The sequence below is a fragment of the Mycobacterium sp. E342 genome (assembly GCF_001667665.1).
Classification (GTDB): domain Bacteria; phylum Actinomycetota; class Actinomycetes; order Mycobacteriales; family Mycobacteriaceae; genus Mycobacterium.
Map to the genome: position 1 here is coordinate 69,386 of NZ_LZJM01000284.1, position 14,549 is coordinate 83,934.

Here is a 14,549-nt window from a genome sequence, read left to right on the forward strand (position 1 = left end):
AGCTGCGCAGATGGGCGGGGCGGTTTGTCCGCGAACCAGTCGGGTAATCCACCGGCCATGGTGATCCGGAGAATCGCGCGCCCGTTGCTGTCAGTGGCGTTCATCGGCCAAGGAGTCAATTCCCTGCTCAATCCCAAATCGGCCGCGGCGGCCGCCGCGCCCGCGGTGGATGGTTTGCAGGCGCTGCCGGATTCGGTGAGCGGCAACATCCCGAGCGACCCCGAGACGTTCGCGCAAATCACCGCGGCCGTCCAGATCGGCGGAGGCCTGCTGCTTGCCACCGGCAAGCTGCCCCGCGTCGCCTCGGCCGCGCTCGCGGTCACGGTGCTGCCCGCCAACCTCGGTGCGCACTCGTTCTGGAACGAGAGCGATCCGCAGGCCAAAGCCCAGAAGCGCCAGCAGTTCCTCACCGACCTCAGCCTGGTCGGCGGGTTGTTGATCGCGTCCGCCGATACGGCGGGCAAGCCGTCACTCGGGTGGCGGGGGCGCAGGGCGGCCGAGCGGCTCTCGGAGAGAGTGTCGTCGGCGCTACCGGGGTCAGATGACTCCGCGTTCGATACCGACTTTGCGGAGTTGGGCGAGAAGATCGTGCACGGCCTGCAGGTCGGCGCCGAACGTGGCCGCGAACTGGCCAGCACGGCCGCCGAACGCGGCGCGCCCTACGCCGAGGCCGCGCTCGAGCGTGGCCGCGAATTCGCCAGCACGGCCGCCGAACGCGGCAAGCCGCTGGCAAAGAAGGCCCGCAAGCGTGGCGAAGAACTCGCCGAAGAGGCCGCCGAGCGCGCCGCGCCGCTGGTGAAGAAGGCGCAGAAGCGCGGGGAAGAGTTCGCCGACGACGCCGCCGACTGGGCCGCGCCGCTGGCCAAGAAGGCGCGCAAGCGCAGCGAGAAGCTGGCCAAGAAGGCGCGCAAGCGCGGGGAGGAACTGGCGAGCACGGCGCTGGATCGGGGCGAGGATCTCGCCGACACCGCCCGCGCGCGTGGCAGCTACCTGGCCGACACCGCCCGCGCTCGCGGTGGCTACCTGGCGGACACCGCCCGCGAGCGGCTCGGTGAGCAGGTCAAGACGGGTCGCCGCAAGCTTTCCTCGTGAGCCAATCGGCCGCCGGCTAGGGCGTCCGCCCCGTCAGGAACGCGTCGACGATCGCGTCGACGTCCCGGCCGGCTTCGACGGTCATGCCGCACTCGTCGGCGGCGAGCGGTTCCAGCGCGTCGAATTGCGAGCGCAACAGGGTGGTGGGCATGAAGTGGCCCGTCCGGGCGGCCAGTCGGCCGCCGATGAGCGCCGGCGAACCGGCGAGGTGAAGGAACTCGACCTGCGGGCAATGCCCGCGCAACTGGTCGCGGTACTTGCGCTTGAGCGCCGAACAACTCACCACCCCGCCGGCGCGGTGCGCGGCCAACCACTCGCCGACCCGGTCCAGCCAGGGAAGGCGGTCGTCGTCATCGAGCGGCTCACCGGCCGCCATCTTGGCGATGTTGGTGCGCGGGTGCAGCGTGTCGGCGTCGATGAAGGGAACCCGCAAGCGTTGCGCGAGCGCGGTTCCCACGGTCGACTTGCCCGATCCCGAGACGCCCATCACGACGACGGGCGCCGGTCCGCTCACTCGGTTTCTGCGGGGAGGTTGCGGTTCCACTCCACCCAGCCGACCCCGCGGCGACCGTCGACCGTGTTGACGGTGGCCCAGACCCGCGGGAACTGGCTGACCCGCCCGTCGGCCGCGGTCAGGCGCACCGGCGCGTGCCCCCGCACGTCGAGGTCCGCGGTGATTTCGCCCGGCTCCAGGGTCAGCGTGGCCTTTAGCGGTAAGCCGTTGGCGCCGAACGATTCCCGCGACTCCACGGCCTGCAGTTCGGTGACCGTCCCCCCGGCGCTCTGCGCGTAGCCGATGCTGAAGGCGGGCGCGCCGGGAATGCGGATGTTCACCCCGTGCAGGTGGGTGCCGTCATCGAGGTGCAGCGCGCTCCAGATCCAGTCCATGCTCCACCAGTCGCGCACACCCCAGGAATGATCGCGCTGCCCGGGAACCGACTCGACCCGGTAGCCGGTGTCGCCGACGGTGACCGTTCCCGAGACCCGGCACGGGATCTCATACCGCGTCGTCAAGCGGTACTTGTAAGGGACGCCGTCGGTGGCCCACACCAGGTTCATCGCCATCTCGACGGGGGTGCCGGCCTCCCCGCGCAACAACGCCGACGGATCGGGATAGGCCTGAGCCCGCGCCCGCAGGTCGATGCGGTAGGACTGCAGCGGCGCCGTCGCGGCATGGCCGAGTTCGAAGGAGTCGGTGGATATTTCCCACGGGTCCGCCGGCAGCGGCACCCGCGCGTCCACGGCGACGGTCGGCATATCCGGGCCGCACAGCAGGGCGTGCACCCACGCGGTCCGCTCGTTGGCGATCAGGCCGAGGCGGAACCAGCCGCCCAATCCCTGTGCCACATCGGCGAAGTCGGCGTACCAGCTCTCGCTCCACAGCGGCTCGGCGGTCGGCGCGTGCGCGGATTCGTCCTCCTCCGAAGGCCGCAGGGGTTCGGGCGTCACCGCGACGGGCAGCGTCGCCAGCGCGTCCGTGTCGAGCACGTGATCACAGTGTCGTTGCAGCATCGTCATGAACATCCGGTCGCCGCGCTCGGTCCGCTCCACCAGCATCGAGGACACGATCGCCATCATCACACCGAAAAAGCTTTGCCGGCGAACGCCTTCGGCGACGTCGGCGAGCGACAGGGGTGCCGTCGGCCCGAGCGCCCCGTGATAAGCCCGAAGCAGCGCATCATAGTGTTCCCGGCGATCGGGGGTCGGCAACGCGCAGCCGAGGAAATACGACAGGTCGGTCAGGGCCGGCCCCCAGGACACCGTCTGCCAATCGACGACCGTCAACGGACGGTCCGCCCCGGCCGTCCCGAACAGCAGGTTGTCCAACCGGTAGTCACCGTGCATCAGACCCTGGATGCGGTCCGGCGCCCCCTCTTGGGCCAGATACCCGTCGAAGGACGCGACCAGGCGTTCGCACACCATGCGGTGCTCCGGCGCGATCTGGTCGCCGTAGCGGTCGATGAACCCGGCGTAGAGCGGGGCGATCATCGCCTGGTTGAGCGGCGAATCACGGTTCAGCCACGGGGCTTCGGCCAGCACCGTGTCGCCGAGCAGCGGCCCGTGCAACCGCCCCAGCTCCACGACGCAGAGGCGCGCCTGTTCGGCTGTCGCGCCGGCGATTTCGTCCCCGACGATCGCCGGCCCGGCATCGCCCAGCAGGAGATCGAACGCACCCGTCGAGGCATCGACGGCGGCGTGGTAGCACGGCGCGATCGGCCCGCCCAGCCGTGGCGCTATGTCGCCGTAGAACCGGACCTCGCGTTCGTAGAGGCCCAGGGCCAGCCCCGTTTGCCGACTCACCGGGTCGGTGGCGGCCACCTTGAGCACGACGGACGCGGGCCGGCCGGGACCCGGAGCGCCGTCGGCGTAGTTGAGCCGGACGCGGTAGCACTCGCTCATCTGTCCGGTGCCGATGCGCTCCACGGCGAAGTCGGCGACGGGTCCGGCGCCGATCGCCGTGGTCAGCCATTCGGCGGTGAGATCTCCCGGGCGTTCGATGACTTGCGCGATGTCGGCATGCATGAGGGTCAGCGTGCCAGGTCACCGCGCCAGGGAGAAGCCATCCCAGGCAATCCGGCGATGCGGATGTGGATCGAACTCGACGCGGCTCTTGCGGTCGAAGACCATGACGGCACGGTCGGCGGTGCTGTAGGTGGGCCAGTCGTCGCCGGGCGCGCCGGAGTGGCTGAAGGCCCGCCAGCGCCGTTGGACCTGGTTGCTCACCCGCAACGCGGCGCGGCGATCGGCCGCGGCGGTCAACAGGGCGCCGAATCGGGTGCGGTAGACGTCGAAGACGGCCAGCAACTCGGTGGCATGAGTGGCGCCCAGGCCCGACCAGCGCAACGTGCGCGGCGCGTAGTCGTACCGGTAGAGGTAGGTGGGCGCGTGCGCGCTGTGGGCCTCGGCGATCTGCCAGGCCGCCGAGCCGAACGCGAAGTCACCGCCGAGCTGGATGCATGCCGAGGGCGCGGGATAATCCGGGTAGGCGGCGGTGATCCGTTCGCGCGCAGCGGGTTCCGTGTCGGCCAGCAGCTCCTCGATCATCGCCTGATTGGTCGGCAGCATTTTGAGGAAGCGGGTGAACAGGCGGCCCTCTTCGGCGTTGGTGCCCACGATGAGCGGCACCCGGTGCGCGCGGCCACCGCGCATCGCCTCGACGGGATCGAGGGGCACGACGTCGTCGCCGGCGACCGGGCCGATCGGGAACGCGCCGAGCCTGTCCTCCATGCCTTGGTCGATCAATCGGTGCTGGGCGTCCACCAGTTGCGCCGGGGACGCCTGCATCAGTACCTCGGCGGCGTCCCGCGGGCGAGCGCCCAACAATGCGGCGAAGCGCATCGCGAATTCCGCGGCGGTCTCTGGCGACCGAACCATCCCGGAGGCGGGGCTTTCCGCAATGGCCCGGGCGAACAGCCCTTCGGCGGCCGGCACCGCCAACAGCGTGGCGGTGATGTGCGCGCCGGCGCTCTCCCCGAAGATCGTGACTTTGTCCGGGTCGCCGCCGAACGCGGAGATGTTGTCTTTCACCCAGCGCAACGCCATCACCAGGTCGCGCAGGAACAGGTTGCTGTCGATGGTGATGTCGGGCGTCGAGAGCGACGACAGGTCGAGGCAGCCCAACGCGCCCAGCCGGTAGTTCACCGACACGTACACACAACCGCGGCGCGCCAGCGCCGCGCCGTCGTACAGCGGCGTGGCCGAGCTGCCCAGGATGTAGCCACCGCCGTGGATGAAAACCATGACGGGCAGCGGCTCTTCGGCCGGGATTTCGGGGGTGACGACGTTGAGGGTGAGGCAGTCCTCCCCCATCGGCTGGTAGCGGCCGACCCCGAGCATCGTGTACCGCCGCTGTTGGGGTGCGCAGTTGGCGAAGCCATGGCAGTGCCGCACACCCGACCACGGTTGCGCCGGCCGGGGCGCTCGCAACCGCAGGGGCCCGACCGGTGGGCGTGCGTAGGGGATGGATCGCCAACGGTGGACGCCGTCGCGGGTGAAGCCTTCCACAGTCCCGATCGTCGTGCGTGCGCGCACAGTGCGCTGGTGCATAAACCGACGTTAGCGGACATGGCGGGCGTAACGCGCGCGCAGCGCCTTAATTTTCACCGCGTGGCGGTTAGCCTGACTGGATGCGGATCGCCGCGCTGCTCGCAGCGTCGTTACTGGTCGCCGCGTGTTCGCACACGGTCGGCGGCCGGGCGCAGCAAACCCGGACCTCCGCAGGCGCCGCCACCACTTCATCGGGGAGCAAACCGCCGGCCCCGTCCGCGGCTCCGCCGGCCGGGGCGCCGATCTCCGACGTCATCGCCTGGATCGAGGCGGGACATCCCGCGGATCCGGGTCACTTTCACAACGCCGCCCGCGACGGTGCCACCACCGCACTCGGTGACGACATCGCCTTCACGGCGGCGGGAGGCAAAGCCTCCTGCGTGACCGATTCCAAGCACACGGGCGGCGCGCTGCTCTGCCTGGTGAGCCTGACCAATCCACCGCCCGCGCCGCCGACGTCCTACGGCGACTGGCAGGGCGGCTGGGTGAGCTTCGACGGCCAGAACTTGCAGGTCGGTGCGTCGCGCGGAGATCCGGGTCCATTCATCAACGGCAATGGGCCCGAGCTGGCGAGCGGTGATTCGCTGTCGTTCGGCGACTATCGCTGCCGCGCCGATCCGACCGGTCTGTATTGCGTGAACTACGCGCACCAGTCGGCGGCACGATTGAGCCCCGCGGGCATCGAGCCCTACGGCTGTCTCCGACCGGGGCCCGCGCCGGACGGCGTCGGCACGGCGTTCACCTGTTCATGATCGTCGCGAAGAGCGCGGCCATCTCGTCGGTGGGCCCACCGGGGACCGTGTAGCCGGCTTCGTCGCGGATCTCATCGAGGTGGTCACGCACGTCCTCGATCGACAGCTTCGGGTCGTAGAAACCCGTTGTCCTGCCGATGAAGAAGCGGGCGACATGTCCGGCTCCCGCCGTGTAGATCTCGCCGGAAACCGGGCAGTCCCGGTGCGTCAGGAAGGCGGCTACCGGAGCGACCTGCGCGGGGTCGAGTTGTTGAAGGTATTGGCCCACAAGGTCGTTCAGCACCGCCTGCGCCGCCGGGTCGTCCTGCGGGCCGGCGGCGTCGAGCGAGTGCGTCAGCATCCGGGTGTAGGCGATCGGCGCGACGGCGTTGACCTTGATGCCGTGCTCGGCCCCTTCGGCGGCTAGCACCCGGGTGAAACCGATCAACGCGGTCTTGGCCGCGCCGTAGTTGCTCATGCGCTCGGCCCCAAGGATTCCGGCGGCCGAGCAGGTGTTGAGCACCCGGCCGTACCGCTGTTCGCGCATGACTTTCCAGACTGGCCTCGTGACGTAGAACGCGCCATCGAGGTGGACGTTGAGGACGGGTTCGAGCCGCTCCGCGGTCATGTCTTCGAACGGCGCGTCGCCGACGATGCCCGCGTTGTTGATCAGGATGTCCACCCGTCCCCAGGCGCGCACGGCTGTGTCGATGATCGCCTGTCCGCCTTCGGGGCTGGTCACGCCGTGGGTATCGGCGATGGCTTGGCCGCCTTGCCGGCGGATCTCCTCGGCGACGGCGTTGGCCGCCTCGCTGTCGGTGCCTTCCCCCGTCACCGAGCCGCCGATGTCGTTGACCACGACGCGCGCGCCGCGCTCGGCGAGCAGCAACGCATACTGCCGGCCCAACCCCCTACCGGCGCCGGTGATCACGGCGACCTGATCGTCGAAGCGCAGCTCGTTGGTCACCAACTGACCGGCAACTCCTTCATCCCGTAGATGTCGGCTTCCTTGAACTTAAGCTCGTGGGCCGGTGCCGCCAATTTCAGGGTGGGCAGCCGCCGCGCCAGCGTGGCGAAGGCGACCTGCATTTCCACCCGGGCAAGGTTTTGGCCGATGCATTGGTGCACGCCGTAGCCGAAACCCAAGTGCCCGCGCGTGTTTCGGTCGGCGTCGAAGACTTCGGGATGATCGACGAAATCGGCGTCCCAGTTGCCGGCGGGCAGATTCATCAACACCATGTCTCCGGCGCGGATCGGCTGGCCGGCGAGGGTGAAGTCCTCGGTCGCCACTCGATCCACCTGGCTGTGCACGATGCTGAGATAGCGCATGAGCTCCTCGACGATGTTGACGACCACGCCATGATCGTCGGTCGTGCCAAGCCGCGCGAACACATCCGGATGTTCAAGCAGCGCAACCGTTCCCAGCGAGATCATGTTGGCGCTGGTCTCGTGGCCGGCCAGCATCATGACCACGCCGGTCATGGCGGCGGTCTCGCGGGTGAGCTGCCCGGTCGCGACGTGGCCGGTGACCAGGCGGCTGATCAGGTCATCGCCGGGATCGCCGGCCCTGCGATCGACCAGCTCCTGGATGTAGGCATACATCGCCCCGAAGGATTCGGCCCTTTGCTCGTCGGTCGTGGTCCACTCCAGCCCGCGCGTGGAGTGGTACTGGAAGAACGCCAGGTCTTCGGACGGCACACCCAGCAGCAACGCGATCACCAGTGAGGGCACCGGCAAGCCGAAGTCGCGAACCAGGTCAGCGGGCGGTCCGTTGTCGATCAAGTCATCGAGGTGCTGATCGACCAATTCCTGGATTTGCGACCGCATCCGTTCGCAACGCCTGAAGGTGAAGTCACCGGTCAGCATGCGCCGCAACCGATGATGCTCGGGGTCGTCGATCCGGGCGAACATCACCGGGGTGGTGTTGTCCGTGCTTGTCGGTTTCATGGCGGCCGGGATGGTGTCCGCGGACAGGCGCGGATCCAGCAGCGCCGCCCTGATGTCGTGGTAGCGACTCACCACCCAGGCCGGCTGCCCGTGGTACATCGCCCGTCGCAGGCCGGGTTCCTGACGCCAGCGCACGAAGTCGGCCGGCGGACGAAGCGGGCATCGAGCATCCCGCCGGGCGGGTATGACGGGAAGGTCCGTCTCGGAAATCATTGACATATCGGCGCTTCCGCTCTAAGTGTCAGCTATCTGTCAGTTCTACGGAGCGTAGAAGCCGGATAGTTGGCAGTCAACCGTCAGTTACGCTGTGCAGATGACGACGGTTGAAGACCGGCCGTTGCGGGCGGACGCGGCGCGCAACGCCGAGCGCATCCTGCGCGCCGCGCGGGCCGTCTACGGCGAGTTCGGGCCGGATGCGCCCATCGAAGCCGTCGCCCGTCGCGCCGGAGTCGGCGAACGAACGCTCTACCGCAGGTTCCCGACCAAGGCCGACCTGGTCCGGGCCGCCCTGGATCAAAGCGTCGCCGAGGATCTCACGCCGGCGATCGACACCGCCCGTCACGCCGAGGATCCGCTGCGTGGTCTCACCCAACTGATCGAAGCAGCGATTTCATTGGGGGCCCGCGAGCACAATCTTTTGACTGCCGCGCACCGATCGGGGTCAATCTCGTCCGATATCTCGGTTCCACTCAACGAAGCGCTCAGCGACCTCGCCCGCGAAGGCCAACGGCTCGGCCAGGTCCGCGCCGACCTGGTCGCCGATGACCTGCCTCGCCTGGTCGCGATGCTCTATAGCGTGCTGTCGACCATGGAGTCGGGCAGCGACGGCTGGCGTCGCTACGTCGCCCTCGTGGTCGATGCGATAGCGCTCAACGAGCGACAACCGTTGCCTCCCGCAGCAGCCTTGCGTTACGCGACGGAGCCGAACCGCTGGCCGCTGTAGGCGGTTTAGTCGATGGTCACCCCGGCGTCGACTTTTGAATTCCTGCCCCGTCACGTATCGGGACTCATCGGACAGCAAGAACAGCACGGTCCCCGTGTAAACCATTCGGCGAAATTGATGATGCAGGCCCGAACACCATGCCGCCGACGAATTTTCGTAGTGGGTCGATCGACCGACGGCCGAGCCTGGACGCCCGATGGTTTCCATCCCGACGGTGACGTTGGACTCTATCCGTCGGAGCCCGCGTCGTTTTCGCTGGCTTGGTGAGGGACAGGAGGGGCCATGGGAACGGTCGAGATGATCGGTCTGGTGGTGGCAGGCGTGGTGGTGGCGTCGGTCTTGTGCGCGATCGCGGTGAGCATCGCGGTGGGGTGGGTACGACGACGACCGCTGAACGGCCGCACCGGCGAGCGGCGGCGCGGTGTGTGATGGCGGCCATCCGGCCGGGCCGGTAGGGCGGTCGGTGCGGTGAGCGTGACGAATTCCGCGCCGGCGCGGCTGGGCTTGACCTCGGAGCAGGCCGCTGCGCGATTGCACGCGGCGGGTCCGAACCGGTTGCCCGCACCGCGCAGAATGCCGGCTTGGCGACGGCTGCTCGCGGAGATGGTGCACTTTTTCGCGCTGCTGTTCTGGGTGGCCGGCGGCCTGGCATTCGTCGCGGGGATGCCGCAACTGGGTGTCGCGGTTTTCGTCGTGATCGTGCTCAACGGGCTGTTCGCGTTCGCTCAGGAACAGCGTGCCGAGCACGCGTCGGAACGGTTGGGCGAGCTCCTGCCACGGCGCGTCACCGTCATCCGCGACGGGGTGCGCCGGCAGATACCGGCCGAAGACCTGGTGATCGGTGATGTGGTGCTGCTCGCCGAGGGCGATCGCATCTCGGCGGACCTACGTCTGGACGTCGTGCACGCGCTGGCGGTGGACACCTCGGCGCTGACCGGAGAGAGTGTGCCCGAGCACCCGGCGGTCGGTGAGAGCGTGCCTGCCGGCTGTTTCGTGGTCGAAGGGGAAGGCCGGGCCACGGTCGAGGCGACCGGCCGGGACACCAGGCTGGCGGGGATCGCCCGCCTGACCCAGGCGCAGCGGCCCGCGCCGACCCCGCTGCGCAAAGAACTCGACCGGGTGTCACGCCTCATCGCTGCCGTCGCGGTCGCCGTGGGAGCGGTCTTCTTCGGCGTCGCGCTACTGCTCGGCACGCCACCCTCCGCGGGGTTTCTGTTCGCGGTCGGAGTCACGGTGGCTGTGGTGCCGGAAGGTCTACTGCCCACCGTCACCCTGTCGCTGGCAATGGGGGCGCAGCGCATGGCCGGCCGGCACGCGCTGGTGCGGAACCTGGAGGCCGTGGAGACGCTGGGCTCAACAACGTTCATCTGCACCGACAAGACCGGCACCCTAACCCGCAACGAGATGTCGGTCGTCGAGGTGTGGATGCCAGACGGGACCGCCACCATCGACGGCAACGGCTACGAACCGACGGCCACGGTGCGCTGCACGGGCAGCGAGGCCGCTCTGCGGGATCTGGCCCGCGTCGCCGTGCGCTGCTCGTCAGGGCGCGTGACCGAAAAGGACGGTCGCTGGGTAGCGCACGGGGATCCGATGGAGGCGGCGCTGGATGCTTTCGCACGCCGCGTCGGCGTCAGCGCCGACGACGACGCTCACCGGACCCCGGACGTGGCGAGGTTTCCGTTCGACACCCGTCGCCGCCGCATGTCCGTGGTCGCCGGGAACATGGTGCTCGTCAAAGGCGCTCCCGACGCGGTCTTTCCGCGCTGCACGGTTCCGCCCGGATCAACCGACACCCTGCGGGCGCTGGCTCGCCGCGGCCTGCGCGTACTGGCGGTCGCCACGCGCGAGCTCACCGGCGAAACGCCCGATTCCGACTCCGACGCGGAGCGCGACCTCACTTTGCTGGGGCTGATCGCGCTGGAAGACCCGCCGCGCCAGGGCGCGGCCACCGCATTGGCCGCCTGCCGTCGCGCCGGCATCCGGGTGGCCATGGTGACCGGGGATCATCCCGACACCGCGCGGGCCATCGCCGTCGAAGTGGGCCTCCTGGGTCCGGACCAGTTCGTGGCGACGGGAAACGATCTGCCCAGCGACGATGCGGAGCTGGGTGCGCTGCTCGACAACGACGGGGTCGTCGTCGCCCGGGTCACGCCGGAAGACAAGCTGCGGATCGCCCAAGCGTTGCGTCACCGCGGCCATGTCGTGGCGATGACCGGCGACGGCGTCAACGACGCCCCGGCGCTGCGCGAGGCCGCGATCGGCGTGGCGATGGGCCGTTCCGGCACCGACGTGGCCCGCGAGGCCGCCGACCTGGTGCTGCTCGACGACGACTTCGGCACCATCGTCGCCGCGGTCGAACAGGGCCGAGCCACCTTCGCCAACCTGCGCCGATTCCTCACCTACCACCTCACCGACAACGTGGCCGAGCTCGCCCCGTTCGTCGTCTGGGCCCTCAGCGCGGGGGTATTCCCCCTCGCGATCGGGGTGCTGCAGGTCCTGGCTCTCGACATCGGCACCGATGTCCTGCCGGCCTTGGCCCTGGGCGCCGAGCCGGCCGGTGCGCATGTTCTCGATCGGCCTCCGACGCGCCGGCACCTGCTCGACCGCGCCCTGTTCGGGCGCGCTTTCGGGGTGCTGGGCCCCGCCGAAGCCGCCGCGGAACTGGTCACCTTCGTCGTCGCGATGCTCGCCGTCGGCTGGCGTCCGGGCGCGCCCTTCCCGCATGGTTCGGCGTTGCTGGCCGCCTCGGGCGCCGCGTTCACCGCCGTGGTATTCGGGCAGGTGGCCAATGCCTTCGCGTGTCGCAGCACCACGCGGCCAGTGTGGGCACTCCGCCGGCGGGCCAACCGGCTGCTGTTGGTCGCCGTCGGGTTCGAGATCGCCATGCTGGTGGCGTTCCTTTACCTGCCGCCCCTGGCCCACCTTCTCGGCCAGACCGGCCCGTCGTGGATCGGCCTGCTGGCCGCGATCCTCGCCATACCGGCGGTCCTGGTTGCTGACACCCTGCAGAAGCGTTTCCGACGGATTAGGCCGGCCCGGACAGGCCGATGAGAGTAGCAGAGTTCGTACGAAAAACACTGGTGCCGTGTGGATTTGGAGCGTAAGCGGCTCGGTGGCCGGCGACACCAGGTGAGCCCGCTAATGCGGGACGTTGGGCCCGGGGTCGCTCTCCGACGGTGACGGGGTGTCCCCATTGGACAGTTCGAGCACCCGGATTTCGCCCAAGGTACCGTCGACCTCGACGAGCGCGCCGGGCGGCAACGACTTGGTGGCTCCCTGCACGTCCACCACACACGGGAAGCCGAACTCGCGGGCCACCACGGCGGCGTGTGACATCGGGCCCCCGAGCTCGGTGACCACGGCCGCGGCGTAGCAGAAGGCCGCGGTGTACCCCACGTCGGTGACCTCCGCGACGAGGATCTCGCCGGGCTGCAGGTCGTCGATGGTCTCGGGACGCACGATCCGCACCCGGCCGCGCACCTTGCCCCCGCATACACCGACACCGCGCAAAGTCTCCCCGCTGGTGAGGGCCGCCGACGTCGTCGTGATCGGTTGCCAGCTCCCGCTGAACACCGTCGGCGGGACCACGGCTACCAGCCTGCGCTGTTCGGCCCGGCGCCGGGCCACCAGCGCTCCCACATCCGCCGGGAGGGCGTCCAGTTCGTCGACGAGCAGATAGAAGACGTCATCGGCGGCGGTGAAAAGGCCGGCCTCGACCGATCTACGTCCGTATTCGCGAAGCAGCGTGCGTAGCACCCAGTTGGCCCGCACCACCTTGTCGCGGCGGACCTCGCGGTCGCGGAGTTGCCCGGTGGCCAGAGCCGCAATGGGCTTGGCGTACAACGGTATCCGGGGCCGCTGCGGCTGCGGCGCAGATGGCGCGCTCATCGCTCTGGCGACCATCCGCACCAGCAGCTCGGGGTCATCGGCGTAGCTGGTTGACAGCATCTCCAGCTCGGCCGGACCACGGTGTCCGATGAGCGCCAGCTCGTCCAGCAGGGCGGCATGGAATTCCGGCGCCTCGACGGCGAGCTTGTCCAGCCGGTCGCCCGGTTCGGCCAGCAGCACCGACACTTTCGGGTCGCGCTGCGCCGCGACCACCAACCGCTGCATCGCCTCGACGGAACGCGCACTGACCAACTCCGGTCCGCCGGGCGCGGCGATGTCCCTCCCGCATAATCCGCGCAGCAGCACGTTGAACGCCGCGCACAGCAGGAACGAGCCCGCCGCCAGCACCCAGCCGTGCACCACGTCGTCGCGCGCCAGTGAGATCAGGCTCAACAGCCGACGATCGTCGAGCCCGGCGAGGTCGCCGTCGGTCAGACGTTCCAGGCGATCGACATCGGCGACGAACTCTCGGGTGTCCAGGGGTGCGCCGGCGGACAGGCCGATCAGGTTGACGCCGAAAACCCCGATGTTGCGAACGGTCCGCAGTTGCTTACGAATTCGGCCGGTTTCGGTGCGCGGACGCTCCTCACCGAAGACCGGCAGGGCGGCCATGCTCGGGCCGAAGAATCCGCTGTTGCTCACCACCGTGGTTGGCTTGACGAAAGGGACGGTCTCGGCCATGAAGTGCGCGGTCGTGATGGCGCCGTAGAGCCGGTGGGCAAACACGGCGACCATGCGCATGGCGATTTCGCGCTGGATGATGCCGCCGGGCCGCAACCGCTCGGCGACGCACACGGCGCTGGCCCGCAGTCCGCGAACCGTCGCCGAGGCCGACGCGGGCGAGAAGGGACCGGGCAGCGCCTCGGACAGATTGGTGGCCAGAAAGGTCGGGAAGCGCGGGTCGATCGGGGTGTCGAATTCGCCGTTATCCCCCGCCGGGCCGGCCCATTCGGGTTTCACCCCGTCCTCGGAAGGCGCGTCAACCGAGGGAAGGTCGCCGATGGTGGCCATCCGCCAGGGCAGCGACACCACCCGCTTACCCACGGTGACCCGGCCGCGCACCGCGAGCGCGAAGTCTTCGACACATTCACCGGAATTCCATGCGGGCCGGAATCCCCACTGCTCGCGCAACCGCGCGGTATCCATGAAAGCGGCGCCGTGCACCAGTTGCAGCTCGGCCAGTCCGAAACCCAACCGCACGACCGGGCGCCCGAGCGCCGCGGCGACACGGCGAAAGGTCAGCTCGCCGGATGCAGCGAGATTGACTGGGCCGCTGCCGATTTCGGTGTCCACAAGCGCCCGGTCGAATAGCCGAAGGGCGTCGTCGAGGTGGACGACCTGCATGAGACGGTCGACCGACCCGTCGGGAAAGACGGGCAGCGCCAGCAACCGACGCACCCAGTTATCGACGTTTCGGCCGAGAATCAGCGCGGAGCGGATCGCGACCCATTCCAGGTCCGATTCCTCGACCATCTGCTCGACCCGGGCGTTGTAATGTCCGTCGGCGGTGACCGGCGTCCTCGCGTCGTGCTCGGTCTTCGGCGCATCTCCGCCGCCGTAAACCTGCGACGACGACGCGAAGACGATCCGTCTGGCGCCGGTCTCAGCCATCGCCGCCAGCACGTTGGCCGTGCCCCCGATGTTGACCTGATCGCTGATCCGGACCTCGGCGCCCGGGCTGTTCACCCACGCGCAGTGCGCGACCACCTCGGCGCCGGCGACCGCGCGGCCGATCGCACTGCTATCCCGGACGTCGCCCGCGACGAATTCGGCAGCACTCGGCCAGCTTTCGGGTCGGTGCCGCGAGATCCCGATGACGTCGTGGCCCTGGCTGAGCAAGCGGGACGTCAGGCCCCGGCCGAGCACACCGCCGGCCCCGGTAACGGCTATTCTCACTG

Annotated in this window: 11 protein-coding genes; 5 read left to right on the forward strand and 6 right to left on the reverse strand. The window is 69.2% G+C overall.

The annotated features are described in order from the left end of the window. Positions 1-57: 57 nt before the first annotated feature. Positions 58-1,092 (forward strand): DoxX family protein, encoded by a 1,035-nt coding sequence (locus A5692_RS22615; protein ID WP_067916718.1) that lies wholly within the window; start codon positions 58-60, stop codon positions 1,090-1,092. A 16-nt stretch (positions 1,093-1,108) separates the two neighbouring features. Here A5692_RS22615 and A5692_RS22620 read toward each other — a convergent pair whose 3' ends face one another. The 3 genes from A5692_RS22620 to A5692_RS22630 are packed head-to-tail and all read right to left on the reverse strand — an operon-like array spanning position 1,109 to position 5,139. Further along, positions 1,109-1,606: a gluconokinase gene (locus A5692_RS22620; RefSeq protein WP_068060114.1), complete on the reverse strand. Its 498-nt coding sequence runs from the start codon at positions 1,604-1,606 to the stop codon at positions 1,109-1,111. Beyond that, complete coding sequence (locus tag A5692_RS22625; RefSeq protein WP_068060118.1) at positions 1,603-3,615, reverse strand: phosphotransferase; 2,013 nt, start codon at positions 3,613-3,615, stop codon at positions 1,603-1,605. The genes A5692_RS22620 and A5692_RS22625 overlap by 4 nt, the downstream gene beginning before the upstream one ends. 18 nt (positions 3,616-3,633) lie before the next feature. Further along, positions 3,634-5,139 carry a carboxylesterase/lipase family protein gene (locus tag A5692_RS22630; protein ID WP_068060121.1) on the reverse strand — a complete coding sequence of 502 codons (1,506 nt, stop codon included), beginning with the start codon at positions 5,137-5,139 and terminating at the stop codon, positions 3,634-3,636. A gap of 80 nt (positions 5,140-5,219) precedes the next feature. Between A5692_RS22630 and A5692_RS22635 the strand changes: the two genes are divergently transcribed. After that, on the forward strand, positions 5,220-5,891 hold the full coding sequence (locus A5692_RS22635; RefSeq protein WP_068060123.1) for a hypothetical protein: 672 nt from the start codon (positions 5,220-5,222) through the stop codon (positions 5,889-5,891). On the opposite strand, the gene A5692_RS22640 is transcribed toward A5692_RS22635, so the two are convergent. After that, positions 5,878-6,837: an SDR family NAD(P)-dependent oxidoreductase gene (locus tag A5692_RS22640; protein ID WP_068060124.1), complete on the reverse strand. Its 960-nt coding sequence runs from the start codon at positions 6,835-6,837 to the stop codon at positions 5,878-5,880. The two genes, A5692_RS22635 and A5692_RS22640, sit on opposite strands and share 14 nt — an antisense overlap. Further along, the gene (locus A5692_RS22645; RefSeq protein ID WP_068060127.1) at positions 6,834-8,036 is read right to left on the reverse strand and encodes a cytochrome P450; all 1,203 of its coding nucleotides are present in this window, start codon (positions 8,034-8,036) and stop codon (positions 6,834-6,836) included. The genes A5692_RS22640 and A5692_RS22645 overlap by 4 nt, the downstream gene beginning before the upstream one ends. Before the next feature lie 94 nt (positions 8,037-8,130). Here A5692_RS22645 and A5692_RS22650 point away from each other — a divergent pair, with 94 nt between their 5' ends. The 3 genes from A5692_RS22650 to A5692_RS22655 all read left to right on the forward strand — a co-directional run bounded on the left by A5692_RS22650 (position 8,131) and on the right by A5692_RS22655 (position 11,814). Next, positions 8,131-8,760, forward strand: coding sequence for a TetR/AcrR family transcriptional regulator (locus A5692_RS22650; protein WP_068060130.1), 630 nt, complete (start codon positions 8,131-8,133; stop codon positions 8,758-8,760). A 282-nt stretch (positions 8,761-9,042) separates the two neighbouring features. Then, a complete protein-coding gene (locus A5692_RS29245) occupies positions 9,043-9,189 on the forward strand; it encodes a hypothetical protein (protein WP_156766224.1) in 147 nt (48 codons plus the stop codon). A 39-nt stretch (positions 9,190-9,228) separates the two neighbouring features. Then, on the forward strand, positions 9,229-11,814 hold the full coding sequence (locus A5692_RS22655; protein ID WP_068060133.1) for a cation-transporting P-type ATPase: 2,586 nt from the start codon (positions 9,229-9,231) through the stop codon (positions 11,812-11,814). A gap of 87 nt (positions 11,815-11,901) precedes the next feature. Here A5692_RS22655 and A5692_RS22660 read toward each other — a convergent pair whose 3' ends face one another. Next, positions 11,902-14,547, reverse strand: a complete 2,646-nt coding sequence (locus tag A5692_RS22660) for a sugar epimerase family protein (RefSeq protein WP_068060136.1) — start codon at positions 14,545-14,547, stop codon at positions 11,902-11,904. Positions 14,548-14,549: the final 2 nt, after the last annotated feature.